Raw genomic sequence first — 23,148 nt, 5'->3', positions numbered from 1 at the left:
CTGATGTGCCGCCACCTCGCCTGGCTCGGCCAGCCCCGGACGCTGGCGGCCCTGGTGCTCGACCCGCCGTCGTCCCTGCTGGTGCAGTCCCACGCCCCCCGTCGGCAGCGGTACGGCACCGTGAACGCCGACGGCTGGGGAGTGGGCTTCTGGGCCGCCGGTCGTCCGGAGCCGGCCCGCTGGCGGTCGGAGCGGCCGCTGTGGGGATCGGCCTCCTTCGCCTCGGTCGCCCCCGCGGTCTCGGCCCGCTGCGTGCTGGCGGCCGTGCGCTCGGCGACCGTGGGGATGCCCATCGAGGAGGCGGCGGCCGCCCCGTTCACCGACGGCCGCTGGCTGCTGTCGCACAACGGCCGGGTCGACCGGGCGGTGCTCCCCCCGGCCCGGGACGCCGAGTCGGTGGTCGACAGTGCGCTGCTGGCCGCGCTGGTCTTCTCCCGCGGCATGGCGGCGCTCGGCGAGACCGTCCGCGAGGTGGGGGCCGCCGACCCCGGCGCCCGGCTGAACCTGCTGGCCGCCGACGGCACCCGGCTGCTGGCCACCACCTGGGGCGACACCCTGTCGGTGCTGGTCACCGACGAGGGGACGGCGCTGGCCAGTGAACCGTGGGACGACGACCCGCGCTGGGCCGACGTCCCCGACCGGACGCTCGTCGAGGTCACCCCCGACGGCCTGACCCAGACGTCCCTCGACGCATCGGAGCCCGCATGACGTTCACGCTCACCGACCACCTCGGCCCGGTCGACTCCGGCGCTGCGCTCGCCGCCGACGCGCGCGCCGGCCTGACCGCGAGCCCGAAGACGCTGCCGCCCCGCTGGTTCTACGACGAGCGCGGCAGCGAGCTGTTCGACGAGATCACCCGGCTCCCGGAGTACTACCCGACCCGCGCGGAACGGGCGCTGCTGGCCGAGCGGGCCGCGGACGTCGCCGCGGCCACCGGCGCGGACACGCTGGTGGAGCTGGGCAGCGGGACGTCGGAGAAGACCCGGCTGCTGCTCACCGCACTGGACGAGGCGGGCACGCTGCGCCGGTTCGTGCCCGTCGACGTCGACCCCACGGTGCTGCGGGCCGCCGGCGCACAGATCACCGCGGCCTACCCGGGGACGGCGGTCGACGTGGTGGTCGCCGACTTCACCGTGCACCTGGGTGACCTGCCGCAGGAGGGCCGCCGGCTGGTCGCCTTCCTGGGCTCCACGATCGGCAACCTCGAGCCCGGCCCGCGGGCGGCCTTCCTGTCCTCCCTCGCGGCGACGCTGCGCCCCGGGGACTCGTTCCTGCTCGGCACCGACCTGGTCAAGGACCCCGACCGGCTGGTGCGCGCCTACGACGACGCCGCCGGGGTGACCGCGGCGTTCAACAAGAACGTCCTCGCGGTGCTGAACCGGGAGCTGGGAGGAGACGCCGACCCGGCCGCCTTCGAGCACGTCGCGGTGTGGGACCCCGAGCAGGAGCGGATGGAGATGCGGCTGCGGTCGACGCGGGACCAGGTGGTGCAGCTGGCCACGATCGGGCTGACGGTGCCCTTCGCCGCCGGGGAGGAGGTGCGCACCGAGGTGTCGACCAAGTTCCGCCGGGCCCGGGTCGAGCAGGAGCTGGCCGCCGCGGGCCTGCGGATGACCCACTGGTGGACCGACGCCGACGGCGACGTCGCGGTCTCCCTGTCGGTGCCCGGGTGAGCCCGGTGGGCAGCCTCCCCCACGACGACCTCGGCGACGCCTGGCGTGCCGCCCGCCTGCAGCCGCTGGCCGTGCACCTGGACCACGCTGCCTGCAGCCGGCAGAGCACCGCGGTGCTCGACGCCGTCGCCCGGCACGCCCGGCACGAGGCCGAGCTCGGCGGCTACGTCGCCGAACAGGCCGCCGACGGGCTGCTGCAGCAGGGCCGCTCGGTGCTGGCCGGGCTGGTCGGGATGGCCGCCGCCGACGTGGCCTTCACCGAGAGCGCATCGGCGTCGGTGCGCACGCTGGTCTCCCGCTGGCGGCTGGCGCCGGGCGCCCGGGTCGGCGTCCTGCCCGGGGAGTACTGGCAGAACGTCGCCGCGTTCACCGACGCCGGGCTGACGCCGGTGGTGCTGCCCGCCGACGCCGTGGGCCGGGCCGACCTGGCCGGCGTCGAGCGGGCGCTGCGTGACGACCCGCCGGCGTTCGTGCACCTCACCCTGGTGGCCAGTCACCGCGGCGTCGTCCAGCCCGGGCGGGAGGTCGCCGCGCTGTGCCAGGCGGCCGGCGTCCCCCTGGTGCTGGACGTCGCACAGGCCCTCGGTCACGTCGACTGCGACCTGGGCGCGGACGCCGCGTACGGCACCTCGCGCAAGTGGCTCGCCGGGCCGCGCGGCGTCGGCTTCCTCGTCCTGCGTCCGGCGGTCGGCGCGCAGCTCTCCCCGCTCGTGGGCCCGGAGCTCTACGACGAGGACCGCACCGGCGTCGACCACGCCCGCTGGTACGAGTCGCACGAGGCACACGTGGCCGGCCGGGTCGGCCTGGTGGTGGCCCTGGGCGAGCACCTGGCCGCCGGCCCGCACCGGGTCCGCGAGCGGCTCGCCGCGCTGGGCCGCGCCACCCGGGAGCGGCTCGACGGGCGGGGTGGGTGGCAGGTGGCCGAGCCGCTGGACGAGCCGACCGCCCTCACCACGCTGCGTCCCCCGCCGGACGTCGACGTCCGGCAGGTGGTCACCCGGCTGCGCACCGAGCACGGGGTGCTGACGACGGCGGCCGGCCGGGAACGGGCACCGCATGAGCTCACCGGCCCGGTGCTCCGGGTCTCCCCGCATCTGGACGCGACCGTCGATCAGCTCGACCTGCTGGCCACCGCACTGGCGCACTGATGGGTCGGCTGCATCCAAGTTCGGGGGTGGGCCGGAAGAACGGGATGACAGTCCAGTCCGATGGAAGGAACGTCACCGTGAACAAGACCCGCCCGATCGCCCTGACCGCCGGCGCCACCGGCGCGTTCGCCCTGCTCTTCGCGGCCACCCCCGCGCTGGCCGACTCGCACACCAACGCGACCCTCTCGGTCCTGCACGCAGTTCCCGAGACCCCGGTCGACGTGTACGCCAACGGCGAGCGGCTGATCGACGACTTCGAGCCCGGCACCCTCGCCGGCCCGCTGTCGCTCCCCGCCGGCGCATACGACCTGGCGCTGTTCCCGGCCGACGCCGCGGACGGCTCCGGCGAGCCCCTGCTGTCGGCGATGGGCGTGGAGCTGCCGGCCGGTGCCAACGCCACGGTGGCCGCCCACCTGACCGAGGCCGGCGAGCCCGCCCTCACCCCGTTCGTGAACGACACCTCCGAGGTCGCCGCGGGCGAGGGCCGGCTGACCGTGCGCCACGTGGCCGCGGCGCCCGCCGTCGACGTCCGGGCCGGTGGCGAGGTCATCATCGACGGCCTGGTCAACCCGAACGAGGAGTCGCTGACCGTCCCGGCCGGCGACGTGAGCGCCGACGTGGTCGTCGCCGGTACCGACACCGTGGCGATCGGCCCGGCCGACCTGACCGTGGCCGAGGGCGCCAACACGATCGTCTACGCGTGGGGTTCCGCCGACGCCGGCTACGAGCTCGCCACCCAGACGGTCCAGGCCGGGGCCTCCGCCCCGACCGGCGTCCCCGGCGGCTCGGCCGGTCTCGCCGCTGACGAGGGCATGCCGGCACCGCTGGTCGGCCTGACCGTGGCCGGCCTCGCCGCTGCCGCGTTCGCCGGCCGCAAGTACGCCACCAGCCGGGTCTGACCCGACCGAGAACAGCCGCACCGTGCGCCGCTTCGCCGTCGTGTTGGTCCTGGGCACTGACCCGGCCCAGCACGACGGCGGGCACCGCGGTCCGGTCACTGCGCTGGCGCACTGATCCGACGAACTCCAGATCCGGATCAGGTGAATCCCCAACCGGGGATGGGCAGGAAGCCCCAGACGACAGTCCACCCCAACGGAAGGAACGTCATCGTGAACAAGACCCGCCCGATCGCCCTGACCGCCGGCGCCACCGGCGCGTTCGCCCTGCTCTTCGCGGCCACCCCCGCGCTGGCCGACTCGCACACCGCGACGGTCTCGGTCCTGCACGCGATCCCGGAGACCCCGGTGGACGTCTACGCCAACGGTGAAGAGCTCATCTCCGACTTCATGCCCGGCACCCTCGCCGGGCCGCTCACCCTCCCCGGCGGCGAGTACGACCTGACGGTCTACCCCGCCGGCGCCGACCCGGAGTCCGCCGAGGTCGCGGTCAGCCTCGACGACGTGGAGATCCCGGCCGGCGCCGACGCCACCGTGGTCGCCCACCTCACCGAGGCCGGCGCCCCGGAGCTCACCCCGTTCGTGAACGACACCTCCGCCGTTCCCGCGGGCGAGGGCCGGCTGACCGTGCGCCACGTGGCCGCGGCGCCCGCCGTCGACGTCCGGGCCGGTGGCGAGGTCATCATCGACGGCCTGGTCAACCCGAACGAGGAGTCGGTGACCGTCCCGGCCGGCGACGTGAGCGCCGACGTGGTCGTCGCCGGTACCGACACCGTGGCGATCGGCCCGGCCGACCTGACCGTGGCCGAGGGCGCCAACACGATCGTCTACGCGTGGGGTTCCGCCGACGCCGGCTACGAGCTCGCCACCCAGACGGTCCAGGCCGGGGCCTCCGCCCCGACCGGCGTCCCCGGCGGCTCGGCCGGTCTCGCCGCTGACGAGGGCATGCCGGCACCGCTGGTCGGCCTGACCGTGGCCGGCCTCGCCGCTGCCGCGTTCGCCGGCCGCAAGTACGCCACCAGCCGGGTCTGACCCGACCGAGAACAGGAGCACCACCGTGCGCAGCTCCGTCGTCGTGTTGGTGCTGGGTCTCGCCCTGGCGATCGGGACACCGGTCACCTGGGCACTGACCCAGCCCGACGAGGCGACGGGCACCACGGTGGCGCAGGCGATCGACGCGCCCTCGCCCTCGGCGATGGCACCGTCGCCGTCACCGACGGCGGCACCGTCCCCCTCCGGGGCGGTGCCGCCGTCGGCGCCTGCACTCGACCTCCCCCCGGTGACCACCCGGGACGCGGCGCCCACCGTGGCCGCACCGGTTGCGGCTCCGGTCCGGCTGAGCCTGCCGGCCCGGGGAGTGGACGCCCCGCTGGACCCGGTGGGGGTCTCCGCGGACGGTCAGATGGAGCTGCCGGAGGACGTGGACCGGGTCGGCTGGTACCGCTTCGGTCCCGTGCCGGGGGCCGACGGTTCGGCGGTGCTCGCCGGGCACGTCGACGACCGGGAGCAGGGGCTGGGCGCCCTGGCCCCGCTGCGCAGCACCGAGGTCGGTGACGTCGTCGTGGTCACCGGCGCGAACGGTGTGGAGACCCGCTGGCAGGTGGTCTCCCGCGAGACCATCACCAAGCAGGTCCTGCCGCTGGACACGATCTTCGGTCGGGACGGCCCGCCCCGGCTGGTCATGGTCACCTGCGGCGGCCCCTTCATCCCCGAGCTCCGCAGCTATCGCGACAACGTGGTCGTCGTTGCCGAACCGCTCCCATGAGCCTCCTGGCCGTCCGTCGGCCGCCACTGGGTACGGTCGCTGACGTGCCCATCACCCAGGGCTCGGTGCAACAGGGCGCCGAGCCCGACGACGCCGAGGTCGCCCGGCGCTTCGTCGACGGCGACGAGCAGGCCCTGGCCTGGGCCTACGAGCGGTGGGCGGCGCAGGTGCACGGCATGGCGGTGCGGGCCTTCGGGCCCGGCCCCGACGCCGAGGACGTCACCCAGCAGACCTTCATCTCGGCCTGGACCGGGCGAGCTCGGTACCGCCCCGACCAGGGGGCACTGCCGGCCTGGCTGGTGGGGGTGTGCCGGCACAAGATCGCCGACACCTGGGCCAAGCGGGAGCGGCAGCGTCGGTCGACCGAGGCGGCCACGAGCGAGGCGCGCTCAGCACCGAGCGCCGGCCCCGGCAGCGAGCTGGCCACCGAGGTGGCCGACCGCGTGCTCCTGCTGGGCGAGTTGAACCGGATCGGCCAGCCACAACGAAGCATCATCGAGCTCGCGTTCTTCGAGGACCTGACCCATGCACAGATCGCGGCACGCACCGGCATCCCGCTGGGCACCGTGAAGAGCCACATCAGACGCACCCTGGAGCGCCTGCGAGACCGGTTGGAGGTGGACGGTGCAGCACTGCGATCCTGACGAGCTGGCGCTGGCCGCCCTCGGCGAGCAGCCGTCGCCCGAGTGCGCCGCGCACCTGACCGACTGTGCCGAGTGCGAGCGGGAGGTCACCTCGCTCCGGCGGAGCGTCGACGTCCTCGCCGTCCCTGCACTGGCCACGCCTCGCCAGGCGGTGGCCCCACCCCCGCAGGTCTGGGCAGCCATCGCCGCCGCGACCGGGGTCGCTGTCTCCCCTCGTCCGGCCGAGGTCGAGGCCGGTCTGGCACGCGAGATCCCCATGCCCCGGCCGGCTCAGGCCGAAACAGCGACGGCCGGAACGGTCGACCCCGAACCGACCGGGTCCACCGTCCTGCCCTTCCGGACGCGGTCGGCCCGCGGGCCGGCGGCCCGGTGGCTTCCGCTGGCCGCCGCCGTGCTCGTGGGTGGCGTCATCGGCGCCGGGGCGGTCGCGGTCACCCAGGACGGCGCCGGCGGCGCCGTGGTGGCCCAGGCCGGGCTCGACCCGCTGCCGGAGCAGATCGCCTCGGGCACGGCGGAGGTCCGGGATCGCGGCGGGGTCCGTGAGCTGCAGGTCGACCTCGACGTGCCGGCGCTGGACGACGCCTACTACGAGGTGTGGCTGCTGCAGGCCGACGCCCAACGCATGGTGCCGGTCGGCATCGTCCGGCAGGGCGCGACCGTGCTGCGGCTGCCCGACGGCATCGACCTCGCCGCCTACCCGCTGGTCGACGTCTCGGTCGAGCCGCTCGACGGCGACCCGACGCACTCCGGCGTCTCGGTGGTCCGCGGAGAGCTCGCCACCTGACCCGGCGCCCTGCTCAGTCGAGCGGGGCCTGCATCCGCCGCGACACCCGCCGGTGGACGGCGAGCTGCTCCTCGAGCCCGGGGTGCACGACGGCGCCGTCGGAGATCACGAACCGCCCCGCCACGACGGTGTGCAGCGCGGACACCGGGCCGCAGCGCAGCCAGGCCTCCACCGGGTCCGACAGTGCGCCGGCGAACCGCACGCCCTCCAGTGACCAGATCGCGAGGTCACCGCAGGCGCCGACGGACAGCTCGCCGATCTCCCCGGCCCGGCCCAGGCACGCGGCGCCGCCGCGGGTGGCCATCTCCAGCGCGTCCCGGGCCGACATCGCCGCGGCGCCGTGCCGGAGCTTGCCCTGCAGCATCGCGGTGCGGGCCTCCAGCCACAGCGACGCGGAGTCCGCCGACGCCGAGCCGTCGACCCCGAGCCCGACCGGTGCGCCGGCCGCCCGGAGCTCGGCCACCGGGGCCAGACCGCTGCCCAGGATCATGTTCGACGAGGGGCAGTGCGCCGCCCCGACCCCGGCGGCACCGAGCCGGGCGACCTCGGCGGCGTCCGGCCAGACCACGTGCGCGAGCCACGTCCGGTCGGTCATCCAGCCGACGTCGGTCAGGTGGTCGACCGGACGCCGGCCGAAGGTCGCCAGGCAGAAGGCGTCCTCGTCCTGGGTCTCGGCGAGGTGGGTGTGCAGCCGGACGTCGAGGGACTCGGCCAGCTCTGCGGTGCGGCGCATCAGGCCGGGGGAGACGCTGAACGGCGAGCAGGGCGCCAGCGCGATCCGGGTCATCGCCGTGGGCGAGGGGTCGTGGTGGGCCTGCACCAGCCGCTGCGAGTCGGCCAGGACCTCGTCGTCGTCCTGCACCACCGAGTCCGGTGGCAAGCCGCCGTCCTTGACGGACAGCGACATCGACCCGCGGGTGGGCGAGAACCGGACGCCGAGCTCCCGGGCCGCGGCCACCTCGGCGGAGATCAGGTCGCCGGCGCCGCGCGGGTGCACGTAGAGGTGGTCGGTCGACGTGGTGCAGCCGGACAGCGCCAGCTCGGCCAGCCCGACGTACGCGCTGACGTACGCCGCCTCCTCGTCGAGCCGGGCCCACAGCGGGTAGAGCGTGACCAGCCAGTCGAACAGCCCGCCGCTGAGCGCGGGAGCGTAGGCCCGGGTCAGGTTCTGGTACAGGTGGTGGTGGGTGTTCACCAGCCCGGGCGTGACCAGGCAGCCGCGGGCGTCCACCCGGCGGGCGGCGGCCGGCTGCGGGTCGGCCGGGCCGCCGAGGCCGCTGACCACGCCGTCGGTGATCGCGACCCACCCTCCGGCGAGCTCGCGGCGGGCGTCGTCGACGGTGGCGATCAGCTCGGCGTCGTGCACGAGCAGGTCAGCGGTCTGCACCCCGCGCATCCTGCCGCCCGGACGTGTCCGAGGTGTGTCCGGGCCGCATCACCCGTCACCGCCCCGTGACACGGCCGGGCTACCGTGGCCGTCCCCCACCGACGAGGAGCCCCATGGACTTCCTGCAACCGGCCACCTGGGCGGAGGCGCTGGAGGCGAAGGCCGCCCACCCGGACGCCGTGCCGATCGCCGGGGGCACGGACGTGATGGTGGGCCTGAACTTCGGCCACCTCCGCCCGGCGCGGCTCCTGGACCTCACCCGGGTGGCCGACCTGCGCGACTGGCAGGTCGCCGACGGCGCCGTCCGGCTGGGGGCGGCGGTGAGCTACGCGCGGGTGATCAGCGAGCTCGGCGACCGGCTGCCCGGCCTGGCCATGGCCTCCCGCACCATCGGCTCCCCGCAGATCCGCAACCGCGGCACGGTCGCCGGCAACCTCGCCACCGCCTCACCAGCCGGCGACGCCCACCCCGCGCTGCTGGCCGCCGGGGCCGGGGTCGAGGTGGCATCGGCCCGGGGGACCCGCCGGATCCCGATCGACGACTTCTACACCGGGGTCAAGCGCAACGCCATGGACGACGACGAGCTCATCGCCGCCGTCCACGTCGCCCTGCCCAGCGGCCCGCAGCAGTACAGCAAGATCGGCACCCGCAACGCGATGGTCATCGCCGTCGCCGCGTTCGGCCTGGCCCTGCACCCCGACCGCCGCGCGGTCGGCACCGGCATCGGCTCGGCCGCGCCGACGCCGCGCCGCGCGCCGGCCGCCGAGGAGTTCCTGGCCGGCGAGCTCGACAGCAGCGGCCTCTGGGAGTCCCGTGCCGAGCTGCCGGAGGCGACGATCGCCCGCTTCGGGGAGCTGGTCGCCGCTGCGGCGGCCCCCATCGACGACGTCCGCGGCAGTGCCCGCTACCGCGTCCACGCGCTGTCCGTGATGGCCCGCCGCGCCCTGACCTGGGCCTGGGCCGACTACCGCAACTCCGCGAACCAGGGGGCCTGACGTGCGTCTGACCTGCACCGTGAACGGCACCGAGCAGCACGTGGACGACGTCTGGGAGGGCGAGAGCCTGCTCTACGTCCTCCGTGAGCGGATGGGCCTGCCCGGGTCGAAGAACGCCTGTGAGCAGGGCGAGTGCGGCTCCTGCACCGTCTACCTCGACGGTCTGCCGGTCTGCGCCTGCCTGGTCGCCGCGGGCCAGGCCGAGGGCCGCCAGGTCGGCACCGTCGAGGGTCTGGCCGACCCTGAGTCGCTGCACCCGGTCCAGCAGGCCTTCCTCGACGCCGGCGCCGTCCAGTGCGGCTTCTGCACGCCCGGGCTGCTGGTGGCCACGCACGACCTGATCACCCGCCAGGGCCGGCCCAGTGACGCCGAGACCCGCGAGGCGCTGGCCGGCAACCTCTGCCGGTGCACCGGCTACGAGAAGATCCTGGACGCCGTCCGGCTCGCCGCGGACCGGATGGCCGAGCCCACGGCAGGGGGAGACCGATGAGCACGCCGACGCGCACGCCGACCGGGGCACCGGAGCACCTGACCGGACCGGGCAGCGGCGGGGTCGGCGACGACGCCCAGCGGCCCGACGGCGTCCTCAAGGTCCGCGGCGAGTTCGCCTACGGCAGCGACCTGTGGATGGAGGACATGCTGTGGGGCGTCACCCTGCGCAGCCCGCACCCCTACGCTCGGATCCGTTCGGTCGACACCAGCGCCGCGCTGGCCACCCCCGGCGTCTCCGCCGTGCTCACCGCCGACGACGTGCCGGGCGAGAAGGTGTACGGGCTCGAGCTGGCCGACCAGCCGGTGCTGGCCCTCGACGTCGTCCGCTACCAGGGTGAGCCGGTGGCCCTGGTCGCCGCCGACCACCCGGAGACCGCCCGGCTGGCCGCCTCCCGCATCCACGTCGACTACGACGTGCTGGAGCCGGTCACCGACGCACGCACCGCGCTCGGGCACCCGACCTGGAACCAGGTGCACGACTCCACCGCCGAGGTCACCGAGCTGAGCCGGGAGAGCGCCCACCTGCACCCGGAGGGCAACCTGGTGCGGCACCTGAAGGTCCGCACCGGCGACCCGGCGCCGACCGCGGACGTCGTCGTGGTGGGCGAGTACGAGGTGGGCATGCAGGACCAGGCGTTCCTCGGCCCGGAGTCCGGCCTCGCCGTGCCGGCCGAGGACGGCGGCGTGGAGCTGCACGTCGCCACCCAGTGGCTGCACGTCGACCAGAAGCAGATCTGCTCGGCCCTCGCGCTGCCCCCCGAGCAGGTCCGGCTCACGCTGGCCGGCGTGGGCGGCGCCTTCGGCGGCCGGGAGGACCTCTCGATGCACGTGCACGCCTGCCTGCTGGCGCTGCGCACCGGCCGCCCGGTGAAGATGTCCTACAACCGGGAGGAGTCCTTCTTCGGCCACGTGCACCGGCACCCGGCGACCATGCGCTACGAGCACGGCGCCACCCGGGACGGCGAGCTGGTCTACGTCAAGGCGGCGATCTACTTCGACGGCGGCGCCTACGCCTCCAGCACCCCGGCCGTGGTGGGCAACGGCGGGACGATGGGGATCGGCCCCTACGTCGTCCCGAACGTGCACGTCGACTGCTACGGCGCGTACACGAACAACCCGCCGTGCGGGGCGATGCGCGGGTTCGGGTCGGTGCAGACCGCCTTCGCCTACGAGTCGCAGATGGACGCCCTCGCCGCCGAGCTGGGCATGGACCCGGTGGAGCTGCGCTGCCGCAACGCGATGGAGGAGGGGTCGGCCACCCCCACCGGCCAGGTGATCGACAGCCCGGCCCCGGTCGCGGAGCTGCTGCGCCGGCTGGAGGCCATGCCCCTGCCGGCCGCCTCCGGCGACGGCGAGGTCGACCTGCGCGACATGCCCGGCGGGGTCTCCAACACCACCCACGGGGAGGGCGTCCGGCGCGGGGTCGGTTACGCCGTGGCGTACAAGAACGTCGCCTTCTCCGAGGGCTACGACGACCACTCGACGGCCCGGGTGCGCCTGGAGGTGGTCGGTGGCGAGCCGACCGCCACCGTGCACACCGCCGCGGCCGAGGTCGGTCAGGGGCTGGTCACCGTCGAGCAGCAGATCGCCCGCACCGAGCTCGGGGTCGAGCGCGTCGTCGTGCACCCCAAGGACACCAGCGTGGGGTCGGCCGGCTCGACCTCGGCCTCCCGGCAGACCTACGTCACCGGCGGCGCGGTCAAGGCCGCGTGCGAGAAGGTGCGTGAGCAGGTGCTCGCCCGGGCCGAGCGGCTGGTGGGACGGACCGTTCCCGACCTGCGGCTGGCCGGCGGTTCCGTGGTGTCCGACAGCGAGGACATCACCGTCCCGCTGGCCGACCTGCTGGGCGACGACGTCCTCGAGGCGACCCTGGAGTGGCGGCACCGCCCCACCGAGGCGATCGACCCGGAGACCGGCCAGGGGTTCGCGCACGTGCAGTACGCCTTCTCCGCCCACCGGGCCGTGGTGGACGTCGACACCGAGCTGGGGCTGGTCAAGGTGGTCGAGATGGCCTGCACCCAGGACGTCGGCAAGGCGATCAACCCGCAGGCGGTGGTCGGCCAGATCCAGGGCGGCACCGCGCAGGGCCTCGGGCTGGCGGTGATGGAGGAGATCCTGATCAAGGACGGCAAGGTGCGGAACCCGTCGTTCACCGACTACCTGATCCCGACCATCCTCGACATGCCGCCGATGCGCATCGAGGTCCTGGAGTACGCCGACCCGCACGCCCCCTACGGCCTGCGCGGGGTCGGCGAGGCGCCCAACATCTCCTCCGGCCCCGCCGTGCTCGCCGCCATCCGCGCCGCGACCGGCCTCCCGCTGACCCGGGTGCCGGTGCGGCCGGAGCACATCACGGGCACCTGACCGGACCGGCGCTGCCCGCCGCCCACAGGTCCGCAACACAATCGTGATGGGTCCGTGCCGGATCGCTGGGAACCGGACCTGGTGCAGACCTGACCCCGGCGGAAGGACCTTCACCATGCGCAGGACCCGCACGCTCACCCTGGTCACCGGCACGGCGGGCGCCCTGGTCGTCGGCACCGGCGCTGCCCCCGCTCTCGCTGCGGAGGCCGATCCCGCGACCGACGTGGCCACCGTGACCGTCCTGCACGCGATCCCGGACGTGCCGGTGGACGTCTACGCCAACGGCGAGGAGCTGATCGCCGACTTCGAGCCGGGGACGCTGACCGACCCCCTGCTCCTGCCGGCCGGCGACTACGACCTGGAGATCTTCCCGGTCGACGCCGACCCGCTCGAGGACGAGCCGACGGCCGAGCTGGCCGACGTGGCGCTCACCCCGGGGCTGGACGCCACCGTGACCGCGTTCCTCGCCGAGGACGGCACCCCGACGCTGGTGCCGTTCGTCAACGACGTCTCCGTCGTCCCCGCGGGGCAGTCCCGTCTGGTGGTGCGGCACGTCGCGGCGGCACCGGCGGTCGACGTTCGGGCCGACGGGGTGCCGATCGTGACCGGGCTGGAGAACCCCGACGAGGAGGTCCTCGTCGTCGACCCGGGCGTGGTCAGTGCGGACGCGGTGCTCGCCGGGACCGACACGGTCGCCATCGACCCGGTCGACCTGGACCTGGCCGAGGGCGCGGTGACGACCGTCTACGCCTACGGCTCCGAGGACGCGGGCTACCAGTTCGCCAGCCAGACCAGCACGGACACCGCCTCGGCACCCACCGGGGTGCCGGGCGGCGAGGCCGGGCTGGCCGACGACGAGCTGCCGCTGCCGCTGACCGCGATCTCGCTGGCCGGGCTCGCGGCGGCCGCCGTGGCGGGTCGTCGCATGGCGACCAGCCGGTCCTGACCGACGGTCTCGGAGGGTGCGGGCCTGTGCCGGGCGACCCGGCTGACCCGCCACCCCTGGACGCGGGCGGCCCGTCAGAGCAGCTGCTCTGACGGGCCGTCCGTGCGTTCCCCGGGCCTGCCGGTCGCGCCCGAGCACGGGATGAGCAGTCGGGCCGGCCTCAGGCCGGCCCGGTGACCAGGCCGCGGACGGCGGGCGGCAGTTCGCCGGACAGCGGACGGCCGCCGACCAGCCGGCCCGCCTCGGTCGGGTCGACGCCGAGGGACCCCAGCACCTCCAGCGCCTGGACGTCGGGCAGCGCGTCGAACCAGCGGTGCCCCAGCGCAGCCCGACCGGCGGCAGTGGGGCGCCCCCACAGCCGCAGCCGGGCCATCCCGCCGTCCGGGAAGACGTCGAGCCGGACGCTGCTGACGCCGGTGGCGCCGTCCAGCACGAACCGGTGCCGGGTGTCCGGCTGGAGCCGGGTGCGCGGCAGCAGCTCGACCTCAGCACCGTCGGCGGTGCGGCCGGTGAGCGAGGCGGCGCCGGGGGCGTTGCCCAGGAACCACGAGGTGTCCAGCTCGGCGAGGGTGATCACGCCCTCGCAGGCGAGGTCGAGGTCGACCCAGTCGTTGCCCGGGCCGCGACGGCGGGCGTTCTCCCAGCCCTCCCCCATCGACCGGGCCGTCCCCCGGCCGATCAGCTGGTGCGGGCTGCCGTAGTGGGCGTTGCTCACGCCGGTGACCCGCCCGCCGTTCTCCAGGGCGGCCAGGTCGAACGGCCCGGCGTCCACCACCCGTGGGTCCGCGACGACCGTGCCGTGCACCCGCAGCCGGGCCACCCCGCCGTCGGGGTGGATGGACAGCCGCACGTGCGTGTACCGCCGGTCGGACTCCACGGCAAAGGCATTGGCGGTGTCCCCCACCAGGTCCGACAGCGGCAGCAGCGGCTGCCAGTCAGCCCGGGTCAGCTCCTCGACCGACGGGTGCCCCTCGACCGCAGCGCCCTCCAACGAGGCCTGCGGCGGGTAGTTGCCGGTGAAGAACGCGGTGTCGACGACGACCCCGGCCACGACCCCCGGCGCCCCGAGCCGCACGATCGCCCAGTCGTGCCCGGGGCTGCGGCGCCGCCGGGTCTCCCAGCCGTCGTACTCCTTGCCCTTGTGCCCGAACTCGGCACGAGGCACGGCTGGGTGCGGCAGCACCAGGTTCTCCCGGGCGGCGAAGAACTCGTCGTTCGCGGCGACGACGGCGCCACCGAGGTCGCGGCGGGCCAGGTCGGGGAGGGCCAGGAAGGAGGGGCCGGGGTGGGCAGGGCCGGTCATCGGGCTCCAGACGGATCGGGGTGGACGCGGGTCACTGTGACACGGCGGGGGTAGGGCGCTGTCGACCTGATCGGACCGAACACCCAGGAGGACCCGTGACCGGCCCTGACGACGACCTGAAGGCCCGCGCCGAGCAGCACGTCCAGCAGATGCCCGCCGAGACGGCCCTCGGCAACGCCGACCCGGCCGGCGGGGTGCAGGACGACCCGCAGGTGCTGGACGAGGCGGCCCGCGAGGAGGGCGAGCAGCGCAGCTGACCCATCACCGGGTGGGCCGGCGTCGGCCGGTTCACCGCTCCCCTCTGCTCAGCAACCGGCCGAGGGGAGCTGCCCCGTCGACCAGCGGCTGCCCGCGCAGCCATGTGCGGCGGACCACCCCGGTGAGCTCCCGCCCCGCGTAGGGCGTGACCGGGTTGCGGTGGTGCAGCTGCGCCACCCGCCACGGCTCGTCCGGCGCGAAGGCGACCAGGTCGGCGTCCTTGCCCACGGCGATCGCACCCTTGCCGGTCAGCCCGGTGAGCTGCGCCGGCGCGGCCGACATCCACCGGACGACGTCGGTGAGCCCGAACCCGCGGGCCCGGGCGCCACTCCACACCACCGGCAGGGTCACCTGCAGCCCGGCGATCCCGCCCCAGGCGAGCCCGAAGTCGCCGACGTCCAGCCGCTTGAGCTCCGGCGTGCAGGGCGAGTGGTCGCTGACCACCAGGTCGACGTCCCCGTCGGCCAGCGCCTGCCACAGCGCCTCCCGGTGCCCGGCCTCCCGGATGGGCGGGCAGCACTTGAACGACGTGTCGCCGTCGGGCACCTCCTCGGCGCTGAACGTCAAGTAGTGCGGGCAGGTCTCGACCGTGATCCGCACCCCCTCCGCCCGGGCGGCCCGCAGCATCGGCAGCGCGCCGGCGTCGGCCAGGTGGACGACGTGCACCCGGGCGCCGGTGTCCCGGGCGGCGGCGATGAGCCGGCCGATCGCGGTCTCCTCCGCCACACCCGGCCGCGAGGCGAGGAAGTCGGCGTAGCTCCGCCCACCCGGCTGCGGGGCGGCGGTGATCACCTCGTCGTCCTCGCAGTGGGCGATCAGCAGCCCGTCGACCGCGGCCAGCTCGGTGAGCGCGGCCCGGAGGCCGGCGTCGTCCAGCGGGGGGAACTCCGGCACGCCGGAGTCCAGCAGGAAGCACTTCACGCCGACGGCGCCGTCGGCGAGCAGCTGCGGGAGCCGGCCGGCGTTGCCGGGCACGGCACCACCCCAGAAGGCGACGTCCACGCTGACCTGGCCCTGCGCCGCCGCGCGTTTCACGTGCAACGCCTCGACGTCCACCGTGGGCGGGATCGAGTTCAGCGGCATGTCGACGATCGTGGTGATCCCACCGGCCGCCGCCGCCCGGGTGGCCGAGGCGAACCCCTCCCACTCGGTGCGGCCGGGCTCGTTGACGTGCACGTGGCTGTCGACCAGCCCGGGCAGCAGCACCTCGTCGTCGGCGAGGGTGACCACCTGGTCGCCGACCTCGTCGAACCCGGTGACGGCGGTGACGACGCCGTCCTGCACGTGCACCGCGGCCGGCCGCTCCCCGTCGGGCAGCACCACCCGCCGGGCCCGGACGACGAACAACTCGCTCACCGCGCCACCTCCACCAGCTCGTCGACCGGCCGCGGCGTCACCGACGCCAACCGGGTCACCGCCTCGTGCAGCTCCTCCGCCCACGCGGTGCCCACCCAGCCGCCGGGCAGCGGGAGCCGGACGGCGTCGACCCCGGTGGCCACCTCGGACTGCGGGCCACCGATCGAGACCGTCGAGACGTAGGCCCGCGGCGCGACCGGCGGGAGCCAGGCCGGCGCGCCGGGGCCGAGCCCGATCGTGGTGTGCACCAGCGGGCGGCCGCCCTGCTCGACCCGGGTGGTGCCGGTCCACCGCCCCGGCTCCTCGCCCACCCGGCCGAGCAGGACCTGCTCGGTGGCGGTCAGCTCGGCGTCGCCGGACAGCTGGGCGTGCAGCTCGGCCCGGTGGTCGGCCCGCGCGGTGACCACCGTCGGCTCCGGCGCCAGGTGCAGCACGCCGGCGACCTCGGCCCGCACGACCTGCCGCGACGGCGGGGACTCCCCCTGGGCGGGCAGCACGACGGCCGCGGCGACCGAGTGCACGGCGAGCCGGGCGCCGGCCTCCACCACCAGCCGGATCTCCACGTCGTCCCCGCCCAGCGGGCCGAACGCCGTCGCGACCAGGTGCACCCTCGCCGGCCCGGTGCGCCGCACGGCCAGCTGGCCGCTGGCCCGCACGACCGGCAGGACCGTCCGCCCTCGCGCGTCGCACCGCGCGACCACCTCCACCAGCGTCCTCACGACGCCGTCTGCAGCGCCTTCGCGCGCACCTGCTCCCGCACCCACTCGGCCACCTCGATCGCCGCCGGGTCCTCGCGCAGCGAGATCAACAGCGTGGGCTTGTCGCCCCGCACCGCGTCGGAGTCACGGCGCATCACCCCGAGGTCGGCGCCGACCAGCGGCGCGAGGTCGGTCTTGTTGACCACCAGCAGGTCGGAGGCGGTCACCCCCGGCCCGCCCTTGCGGGGCACCTTGTCCCCGCCGGCGACGTCGACCACGAACACCTGGACGTCGACCAGCCCGTAGCTGAACGAGGCGGTCAGGTTGTCCCCGCCCGACTCGACGAAGACCAGCTCCAGCCCCGGGTGCCGGGACTCCAGCAGCTCGACGGCGTCCAGGTTGGCGGTGATGTCGTCGCGGATCGCGGTGTGCGGGCAGCACCCGGTCTGCACCGCCTCGATGCGGTCGTCGGGCAGCACGGCGTTGCGGCGGAGGAAGTCGGCGTCCTCGGTCGTGTAGATGTCGTTGGTGACGACGGCGAGGTCGTACTCGGCGCCCAGCGTGCGGCACAGCGCGGCGGCCAGGGCGGTCTTGCCCGAGCCGACCGGGCCGCCGAGGCCGACCCGCAGGGGCCCGCCGTGCCGGTGCTCGGGGGTGTACGGGTCGACGTAGTCGTCGATCCGGTGGTCAGGCGGCATGTGCACTCCCGGTCATGAGGCGAAGAAGCGGTCCGTGCGTGCGGCGTGCACCTCGGCGATCAGGTCGAGGAGGGGATCGGTGGCCGCCGGCAGGTCCTCGGCGGACGCCACGGCGACCACGTCGACCTCGGGGGCCAGCCGGGCGGTCACCGCGGCCACGGTGATCGGGTCCATCGCCAGCAGCCGCTGAGCGGCGGTGGCCGGCCCGCTGATCGACAGATAGGCGGCGGCGTGCGCGGCGTCCCGCGGGTTCAGCCCGCCGGTCGCCGCGCAGATCCCCAGCGCCAGCGGGTGGTGCGGCTGGGCCGGGAGCGCTGCCCAGGCCGGGTGCGGCCAGGCGCGGCTGCCGACCCGGACCAGCCCCCGGCCCTGCTGCCGGGAGGCCGCCCGCAGCGCCGGGGACGGGGTGCGGGCATCGGCCTCGGCATCCAGCGCGGCCAGGGACGCCACCGGGTCGATGGCGTCCGCCGCCCGGCAGGCGGCCGCAGCGAGCCCGGCGGCCACCGCACCCGAGGTGGCCAGCCGCCGGCGCAGGAAGACCGCCAGCGAGCCGGGGTCGGTGAGCACCCCGGCCGCGATGGCCTGCTCCACGCCCCCGGAGTGGGTGTGGCCCCCGGCGGGCAGCCGGGAGTCGGCGAGGGTGAGCAGCGCAGCCGTCATCGGGAGCCGGCCATCAGAAGAGGAAGTACCGCTGGGCCATCGGGAGCTCGCGCACCGGGTCGGGTTCCCAGACCTCGCCGTCGACCGAGACCGTGAAGGTGTCCGGGTCGACGCGGATCTCCGGCAGCGCGGTGTTCTCCGGCATGTCCGCCTTCCCCAGCCGGGTGGTGTCGGTGACCGCGACCAGCCGCCGGTCGACGGCCAGCCGATCGGCCAGCCCGCCCTCGATCGCGACCGGGGCGACGAAGTGCACCGAGGTCTGCGCCGGCACCCGGCCGTACGCGCCGAACATCGGCCGCGGCAACACCGGCTGCGGCGTCGGGATCGAGGCGTTGGCGTCGCCCATCTGCCCCCAGGCGATCATCCCGCCCTTGAGGACGACGTGCGGCCGGACCCCGAAGGTCCCCGGGTCCCAGAGCACCAGATCGGCGAGCTTGCCCGGCTCCACCGACCCGACCTCGCCGTCGATGCCGTGCGCGACCGCGGGGCAGATCGTGTACTTGGCGACGTACCGGCGGGCCCGCAGGTTGTCCGCCGCCCCGTCGCCGGCCAGGGAGCCGCGGCGGCGCTTCATCACGTGCGCGGTCTGCCAGGTGCGCATCACGACCTCGCCGACCCGGCCCATCGCCTGGGCGTCGGATCCGATCATCGAGATCGCGCCCAGGTCGTGCAGCAGGTCCTCGGCGGCGATCGTGGTCGGCCGGATCCGGCTCTCGGCGAAGGCCAGGTCCTCGGGCACCGAACTGTCCAGGTGGTGGCAGACCATCAGCATGTCGAGGTGCTCGTCGAGGGTGTTCACCGTGTGCGGCCGGGTCGGGTTCGTGCTGCTGGGCAGCACGTTCGGGTGCCCGGCGACGGTGATGATGTCCGGTGCGTGCCCGCCCCCGGCGCCCTCGGTGTGGTACGCGTGGATGCTCCGGCCGGCGATCGCGGCCAGGGTGTCCTCCACGAAGCCGGCCTCGTTCAGGGTGTCCGAGTGCAGGGCCACCGGGACGCCGTTGCGGCCGGCCACGGTGAGCGCGGCGTCGATCGCGGCGGGCGTGGAGCCCCAGTCCTCGTGCAGCTTGAACCCGCTGGCCCCGGCCCGCAGCTGCTCCTCCAGCGAGTCGACCGAGACGGTGTTGCCCTTGCCGAGCAAGGCGACGTTGACCGGCATGCCGTCCATCGCCTCGAGCATCCGGGCCAGGTACCAGTCGCCCGGGGTGATGGTGGTGGCCTTGGAGCCCTCGGCCGGCCCGGTGCCGCCGCCGATCATCGTGGTGATGCCCGAGCCGATCGCCGTCGGCACGATCTGCGGGCAGATGAAGTGCACGTGGCAGTCGATGCCGCCGGCGGTGAGGATCTTGCCGTTGCCGGCCAGCACCTCCGTGCCGGGACCGATGACCAGGTCGGGGTGGACACCGTCCATCGTGTCCGGGTTGCCGGCCTTGCCCAGCGCGACGATCCGGCCGTCGCGGATGCCGACGTCGGCCTTGACGATCCCCCAGTGGTCCAGCACGACCGCGCCGGTGATCACCAGGTCGGGGGCGCCCTCGGCGCGGGTGGCCCGACCCTGCCCCATCGACTCGCGGATCACCTTGCCGCCGCCGAACACCGCCTCCTCACCGGCCAGCCCGGGGCCACCGCAGCGGTCCTCGGTGACCTCGATGAGCAGGTCGGTGTCGGCCAGCCGGATCCGGTCGCCGACCGTCGGGCCGTAGAGCTGGGCGTAGCGCTCCCGGGACAGCTGCACCATCAGGTCAGCCCACCTTCCGCAGTGAGCCCGGGGACGACGCGGGCGCCGGCCAGCGGGACGAGGGTGACGGTGCGCTGGATGCCGGGCTCGAAGCGGACGGCCGTGCCGGCGGCGATGTCCAGCCGGTGACCGTGCGCCGCGGCCCGGTCGAACGCCAGCGCCCGGTTGGCCTGGGCGAAGTGGAAGTGCGAGCCGACCTGGACCGGCCGGTCGCCGGTGTTGTGCACCGCCAGCTCGATCCGCGGCACACCGGGCAGCGTCTCGATGACGCCCTCGGCGGTGACGACCTCGCCGGGGATCACGAGATCGGGTGGTGGACGGTCACCAGCTTCGTCCCGTCCGGGAAGGTCGCCTCCACCTGCACCTCCTCCAGCAGCTCGGGGACGCCGTCCATCACGTCGTCCCGGGTGAGCACGGTGCGGCCGGACTGCATGAGGTCGGTGACGAGCTCACCGTCCCGGGCGCCCTCGAGCACGTGGTCGGTGACGATCGCGGTGGCCTCGGGGAGGTTGAGCTTCAGGCCCCGGGCCTGACGGCGGCGGGCGAGCTCGGCTGCGTAGCTGAGCATCAAGCGCTCCTGCTCGTGCGGGGACAGCAACACGGGCGTCGTCCTCCTGACGTCGGCGGGCCGGCGGAGTCAGGAACGTAACCGGCCCGTGTGACGGTCACGTTGCCGGCACTTGTGCGGCTCGTGCGACTGGTCCTATGGTTCATTACATGAGTAACGAACCCACGAGCCGCTGGGGACGTGGGCCCGGGTGAACGAGGACGCCGGCCCGATCTTCCGGCAGATCGCGACGCAGCTCGAGGACGCGATCGTCGACGGCTCGCTCCCCGAGGAGAGCCAGGCCCCCTCGTCCAACGAGCTGGCCGCCTTCCACCGCATCAACCCCGCCACCGCAGCCAAGGGCCTGAACCAGCTGGTGGCCGACGGGGTCCTCTACAAGAGACGAGGAGTCGGGATGTTCGTCGCCACCGGCGCTCGCGAGCAGCTGCTCAAGCGGCGCCGCAGCGAGTTCGCCGAGCAGTACCTCACGCCCTTGCTGGCCGAGGCCGACAAGGTCGGCATCAGCATCGCCGAGATCGCCCAGATGCTGCGCGAACGAGGAGGCCGGTCGTGACCGCCGCCGCCACGCTCGAGGGCGTCACGATGCGCTTCCGTGGCCACACGGCGTTGACCGACGTCTCCACCTCGGTGGAGGCCGACACGATCACCGGCCTGCTCGGCCGGAACGGCGCCGGCAAGACCACCCTGATGCAGCTGCTCACCGGCCATCGGGTGCCCACGGCAGGTCGGGTCCAGGTGCTCGGTGCCGCACCGTACGAGAACGACACCGTGCTGAGCCGGCTCTGCTTCATCAAGGAGGGCCAGCGGTACCCGGACCACTTCCGGGTCTGCGACGCCGTCTCGGCAGCCGCACGGCTCTACCCCCAGTGGGACCAGCCGCTCGCCGACCAGTTGCTCGCCGACTTCGACCTGCCCCGGAAGCGGCCGATCAAGAAGCTGTCCCGCGGGATGAACTCGGCCGTCGGCATCGTCCTGGGCCTGGCCTCGCGTGCACCGGTCACGCTCTTCGACGAGCCGTACCTGGGACTGGACGCCGTCGCACGCCAGCTCTTCTACGACCGCCTGCTGGCCGACTACGCCGAGCACCCCCGCACGATCGTGCTCTCCACGCACCTGATCGAGGAGATCAGCGACCTCCTCGAGCACGTGCTCCTCATCGACCGCGGCCGGGTGCTCCTCGATGCCGACGCGGAGACGTTGCGCGCCACGGCGCTCACCGTCACCGGGCCGGCGGCCCAGGTCTCCGCCTTCGGGGCCACCCGGGAGGTCCTGCACCTGGAGTCGATGGCCGGCCAGGCCCGGGCGATCGTCCGTACGTCGTCGCCCACGGCCAGGCAGGACGCCGCCGTCCTGGGCCTCACCACCGAGCCGACCTCGATCCAGCGGCTGGTGGTGGCCATGAGCCTCGCTGCAACCCAGCCCGCCGCCCCGTCGGCCGCCGATCACCACACCCTCCAGGGAGCACCCCGATGAACCGTGTCCTGGGTGCCGCCCGGCTCCAGCTCATCAACCCACTGGTCTCCATCGGGATCGCCTGGGCGATCGTCGCCCTCGCGTTCGCGGTCAACGTGGCGATCTGGGCCGTGGCCGACGTGGAAACCCGCGCTGACGAATCGAACACCGGCGGTCTGGCCGCGCTGTACATCACCGTGCTCGTGACCTTCATCCAGGCGGTGACGATGATGTTCCCCTTCGCGATGGGGCTCAGCCTCAGCCGCCGCGTCTTCTACCTGGGGACGGCGCTGGTGGCCGTCATCGAGGCGCTCGGGTACGGCCTGGTGCTCTCGGCGCTCACCGCGATCGAGAACGCCACCAACGGATGGGGCGTCGGCCTGGACTTCTGGGCTCCCGGAGCGGTCGACGTCGGCAACCCGGCGCTGCAGGTGGTCGTCTTCGCGGTCCCGATGCTGGCCTGCGCGTTCCTCGGCATGGGCCTCGGTGTGCTCTTCAAGCGCTGGGGGACCGCAGGCGTCTACGCGCTGACGGCCGCCAGCATCATCGGGGCAGGCGGCCTGGTCCTCCTGCTGACCTGGCGCCAGGCCTGGGACGAGCTGGGGGCATGGCTGGGCGACCGATCGGTCGAGTCCTGGACCATCGCTCTCCCCGCTGTCGCCGCCGTCGCGCTCGCTGCTCTGGCCTACCTGGGGCTGCGCCGCGCGGTTCCGTGATGTCGCCATGCACCACCCGACGGCCGGCTGCGTCCCGTACGCGCCGGCCGTTCGGCGTACCTGGCTGCTCATACCTCAGCTGACGAAAGGGGCACGGCCCTGACAAGCGGCCTCGGACGCACGGTCGCCCCGGCTCCGAGGCCCGATCGGGCATGTCGTGCGGGAGCTGGGCAACGGCGTGCGGCGCAGCAAGAAGCCCACGGACAGAAGGCCCGAAGATCAGCAGTGCAGAAAGGGTGGAAATGCAGGAACGGGGTCACAGCCGTAGCTGTGACCCCGTCCTGGGAGTTATGTCCGGCGGCGTCCTACTCTCCCACCCGGTCCCCCGGGCAGTACCATCGGCGCTGAAAGGCTTAGCTTCCGGGTTCGGAATGAGACCGGGCGTTTCCCTTTCGCCATGACCGCCGTAACACTGTGAAGATGTACCCGAGACCGATCCCAGCACAGCTGGGGGTCAGCATCAGGCGGAACCATTAGAACGGTTCCGTACCTTCAGAGCTGCACAGTGGACGCGACACATCTTGCTTCATAAGAGGCTGGATGAGTGAGTGGTCAAGCCCTCGGCCTATTAGTACCGGTCAGCTCCACGACTTGCGCCGCTTCCACTTCC

25 protein-coding genes and 1 rRNA gene are annotated in these 23,148 nt (G+C 74.3%); 16 read left to right on the top strand and 10 right to left on the bottom strand.

What is annotated here, in order from left to right; all coding sequences use genetic code 11:
* Positions 1-3: 3 nt before the first annotated feature.
* From egtC to O2W20_RS10810, 8 genes are all read left to right on the top strand, one after another.
* Positions 4-708, top strand: coding sequence for an ergothioneine biosynthesis protein EgtC (gene egtC / locus O2W20_RS10845; RefSeq protein WP_269172614.1), 705 nt, complete (start codon positions 4-6; stop codon positions 706-708).
* Complete coding sequence (egtD, locus tag O2W20_RS10840; RefSeq protein WP_269172615.1) at positions 705-1,673, top strand: L-histidine N(alpha)-methyltransferase; 969 nt, start codon at positions 705-707, stop codon at positions 1,671-1,673. Before egtC ends, egtD begins: the two co-directional genes overlap by 4 nt.
* Positions 1,674-1,678: 5 nt before the next feature.
* A complete protein-coding gene (egtE, locus tag O2W20_RS10835; protein WP_269172616.1) occupies positions 1,679-2,821 on the top strand; it encodes an ergothioneine biosynthesis PLP-dependent enzyme EgtE in 1,143 nt (380 codons plus the stop codon).
* A 77-nt stretch (positions 2,822-2,898) separates the two neighbouring features.
* The gene (locus O2W20_RS10830) at positions 2,899-3,720 is read left to right on the top strand and encodes a DUF4397 domain-containing protein (protein ID WP_269172617.1); all 822 of its coding nucleotides are present in this window, start codon (positions 2,899-2,901) and stop codon (positions 3,718-3,720) included.
* Between the two features lie 210 nt (positions 3,721-3,930).
* Positions 3,931-4,749: a DUF4397 domain-containing protein gene (locus tag O2W20_RS10825; RefSeq protein ID WP_269172618.1), complete on the top strand. Its 819-nt coding sequence runs from the start codon at positions 3,931-3,933 to the stop codon at positions 4,747-4,749.
* Between the two features lie 25 nt (positions 4,750-4,774).
* Entirely contained in the window at positions 4,775-5,482 is a 708-nt protein-coding gene (locus tag O2W20_RS10820; RefSeq protein ID WP_269172619.1) for a class F sortase, read from the top strand.
* 44 nt (positions 5,483-5,526) lie between these two features.
* Positions 5,527-6,126 (top strand): RNA polymerase sigma factor, encoded by a 600-nt coding sequence (locus O2W20_RS10815; RefSeq protein ID WP_269172620.1) that lies wholly within the window; start codon positions 5,527-5,529, stop codon positions 6,124-6,126.
* Positions 6,107-6,910, top strand: coding sequence for an anti-sigma factor (locus O2W20_RS10810; protein WP_269172621.1), 804 nt, complete (start codon positions 6,107-6,109; stop codon positions 6,908-6,910). The genes O2W20_RS10815 and O2W20_RS10810 overlap by 20 nt, the downstream gene beginning before the upstream one ends.
* Positions 6,911-6,923: 13 nt before the next feature.
* Here O2W20_RS10810 and O2W20_RS10805 read toward each other — a convergent pair whose 3' ends face one another.
* Positions 6,924-8,297, bottom strand: coding sequence for an 8-oxoguanine deaminase (locus O2W20_RS10805; protein WP_269172622.1), 1,374 nt, complete (start codon positions 8,295-8,297; stop codon positions 6,924-6,926).
* Positions 8,298-8,410: 113 nt separating this feature from the next.
* Here O2W20_RS10805 and O2W20_RS10800 point away from each other — a divergent pair, with 113 nt between their 5' ends.
* The 4 genes from O2W20_RS10800 (at position 8,411) to O2W20_RS10785 (ending at position 13,094) form a co-directional block, all read left to right on the top strand.
* Positions 8,411-9,292 (top strand): FAD binding domain-containing protein, encoded by an 882-nt coding sequence (locus O2W20_RS10800; protein WP_269172623.1) that lies wholly within the window; start codon positions 8,411-8,413, stop codon positions 9,290-9,292.
* Between the two features lies 1 nt (position 9,293).
* A complete protein-coding gene (locus O2W20_RS10795) occupies positions 9,294-9,782 on the top strand; it encodes a (2Fe-2S)-binding protein (RefSeq protein WP_269185499.1) in 489 nt (162 codons plus the stop codon).
* Positions 9,779-12,148 carry a xanthine dehydrogenase subunit D gene (gene pucD / locus O2W20_RS10790; RefSeq protein ID WP_269172625.1) on the top strand — a complete coding sequence of 790 codons (2,370 nt, stop codon included), beginning with the start codon at positions 9,779-9,781 and terminating at the stop codon, positions 12,146-12,148. Before O2W20_RS10795 ends, pucD begins: the two co-directional genes overlap by 4 nt.
* Positions 12,149-12,263: 115 nt before the next feature.
* On the top strand, positions 12,264-13,094 hold the full coding sequence (locus tag O2W20_RS10785) for a DUF4397 domain-containing protein (protein WP_269172626.1): 831 nt from the start codon (positions 12,264-12,266) through the stop codon (positions 13,092-13,094).
* A gap of 160 nt (positions 13,095-13,254) precedes the next feature.
* Here O2W20_RS10785 and alc read toward each other — a convergent pair whose 3' ends face one another.
* The gene (alc, locus tag O2W20_RS10780; protein ID WP_269172627.1) at positions 13,255-14,397 is read right to left on the bottom strand and encodes an allantoicase; all 1,143 of its coding nucleotides are present in this window, start codon (positions 14,395-14,397) and stop codon (positions 13,255-13,257) included.
* 95 nt (positions 14,398-14,492) lie between these two features.
* On the opposite strand from alc, the gene O2W20_RS10775 reads away from it, so the two are divergent.
* Complete coding sequence (locus tag O2W20_RS10775; RefSeq protein ID WP_269172628.1) at positions 14,493-14,654, top strand: hypothetical protein; 162 nt, start codon at positions 14,493-14,495, stop codon at positions 14,652-14,654.
* 31 nt (positions 14,655-14,685) lie between these two features.
* On the opposite strand, the gene allB is transcribed toward O2W20_RS10775, so the two are convergent.
* The 7 genes from allB to O2W20_RS10740 are packed head-to-tail and all read right to left on the bottom strand — an operon-like array spanning position 14,686 to position 20,403.
* Positions 14,686-16,011 carry an allantoinase AllB gene (allB, locus tag O2W20_RS10770; protein WP_269172629.1) on the bottom strand — a complete coding sequence of 442 codons (1,326 nt, stop codon included), beginning with the start codon at positions 16,009-16,011 and terminating at the stop codon, positions 14,686-14,688.
* Positions 16,008-16,730 carry an urease accessory protein UreD gene (locus O2W20_RS10765; protein WP_269172630.1) on the bottom strand — a complete coding sequence of 241 codons (723 nt, stop codon included), beginning with the start codon at positions 16,728-16,730 and terminating at the stop codon, positions 16,008-16,010. Before O2W20_RS10765 ends, allB begins: the two co-directional genes overlap by 4 nt.
* Positions 16,727-17,407: an urease accessory protein UreG gene (ureG, locus tag O2W20_RS10760; RefSeq protein WP_269172631.1), complete on the bottom strand. Its 681-nt coding sequence runs from the start codon at positions 17,405-17,407 to the stop codon at positions 16,727-16,729. The genes O2W20_RS10765 and ureG overlap by 4 nt, the downstream gene beginning before the upstream one ends.
* A 12-nt stretch (positions 17,408-17,419) precedes the next feature.
* Positions 17,420-18,067: an urease accessory protein UreF gene (locus tag O2W20_RS10755; RefSeq protein ID WP_269172632.1), complete on the bottom strand. Its 648-nt coding sequence runs from the start codon at positions 18,065-18,067 to the stop codon at positions 17,420-17,422.
* A gap of 13 nt (positions 18,068-18,080) precedes the next feature.
* Complete coding sequence (locus O2W20_RS10750) at positions 18,081-19,802, bottom strand: urease subunit alpha (RefSeq protein ID WP_269172633.1); 1,722 nt, start codon at positions 19,800-19,802, stop codon at positions 18,081-18,083.
* Positions 19,802-20,104: an urease subunit beta gene (locus tag O2W20_RS10745; RefSeq protein WP_269172634.1), complete on the bottom strand. Its 303-nt coding sequence runs from the start codon at positions 20,102-20,104 to the stop codon at positions 19,802-19,804. The genes O2W20_RS10750 and O2W20_RS10745 overlap by 1 nt, the downstream gene beginning before the upstream one ends.
* Complete coding sequence (locus O2W20_RS10740; RefSeq protein WP_269159297.1) at positions 20,101-20,403, bottom strand: urease subunit gamma; 303 nt, start codon at positions 20,401-20,403, stop codon at positions 20,101-20,103. Before O2W20_RS10740 ends, O2W20_RS10745 begins: the two co-directional genes overlap by 4 nt.
* 157 nt (positions 20,404-20,560) lie before the next feature.
* On the opposite strand from O2W20_RS10740, the gene O2W20_RS10735 reads away from it, so the two are divergent.
* From O2W20_RS10735 to O2W20_RS10725, 3 genes are read left to right on the top strand one after another with little or no spacing between them, the layout of a single operon-like run.
* Positions 20,561-20,923: a GntR family transcriptional regulator gene (locus O2W20_RS10735; protein ID WP_269159296.1), complete on the top strand. Its 363-nt coding sequence runs from the start codon at positions 20,561-20,563 to the stop codon at positions 20,921-20,923.
* The gene (locus tag O2W20_RS10730) at positions 20,920-21,843 is read left to right on the top strand and encodes an ABC transporter ATP-binding protein (protein ID WP_269172635.1); all 924 of its coding nucleotides are present in this window, start codon (positions 20,920-20,922) and stop codon (positions 21,841-21,843) included. Before O2W20_RS10735 ends, O2W20_RS10730 begins: the two co-directional genes overlap by 4 nt.
* A complete protein-coding gene (locus tag O2W20_RS10725) occupies positions 21,840-22,538 on the top strand; it encodes a hypothetical protein (protein ID WP_269172636.1) in 699 nt (232 codons plus the stop codon). Before O2W20_RS10730 ends, O2W20_RS10725 begins: the two co-directional genes overlap by 4 nt.
* 292 nt (positions 22,539-22,830) lie before the next feature.
* Here the strand turns inward: O2W20_RS10725 and rrf are convergent.
* Positions 22,831-22,947, bottom strand: a 5S ribosomal RNA gene (rrf, locus tag O2W20_RS10720).
* Positions 22,948-23,148: the final 201 nt, after the last annotated feature.

Origin of the sequence: Modestobacter sp. VKM Ac-2982 (assembly GCF_026967935.1) — a bacterium.
Taxonomy (GTDB): domain Bacteria; phylum Actinomycetota; class Actinomycetes; order Mycobacteriales; family Geodermatophilaceae; genus Modestobacter.
This window is presented reverse-complemented; position numbering and strand designations above follow the sequence as displayed.

Bases quoted from the DNA above. Each gene is read 5' to 3' on its own strand.
- egtC (WP_269172614.1), top strand. From the start codon at position 4: ATGTGCCGCCACCTCGCCTGGCTCGGCCAGCCCCGGACGCTGGCGGCC.
- egtD (WP_269172615.1), top strand. From the start codon at position 705: ATGACGTTCACGCTCACCGACCACCTCGGCCCGGTCGACTCCGGCGCT.
- O2W20_RS10800 (WP_269172623.1), top strand. From the start codon at position 8,411: ATGGACTTCCTGCAACCGGCCACCTGGGCGGAGGCGCTGGAGGCGAAG.
- pucD (WP_269172625.1), top strand. From the start codon at position 9,779: ATGAGCACGCCGACGCGCACGCCGACCGGGGCACCGGAGCACCTGACC.
- O2W20_RS10785 (WP_269172626.1), top strand. From the start codon at position 12,264: ATGCGCAGGACCCGCACGCTCACCCTGGTCACCGGCACGGCGGGCGCC.
- alc (WP_269172627.1), bottom strand. From the start codon at position 14,397: ATGACCGGCCCTGCCCACCCCGGCCCCTCCTTCCTGGCCCTCCCCGAC.
- ureG (WP_269172631.1), bottom strand. From the start codon at position 17,407: ATGCCGCCTGACCACCGGATCGACGACTACGTCGACCCGTACACCCCC.
- O2W20_RS10755 (WP_269172632.1), bottom strand. From the start codon at position 18,067: ATGACGGCTGCGCTGCTCACCCTCGCCGACTCCCGGCTGCCCGCCGGG.
- O2W20_RS10750 (WP_269172633.1), bottom strand. From the start codon at position 19,802: ATGGTGCAGCTGTCCCGGGAGCGCTACGCCCAGCTCTACGGCCCGACG.
- O2W20_RS10725 (WP_269172636.1), top strand. From the start codon at position 21,840: ATGAACCGTGTCCTGGGTGCCGCCCGGCTCCAGCTCATCAACCCACTG.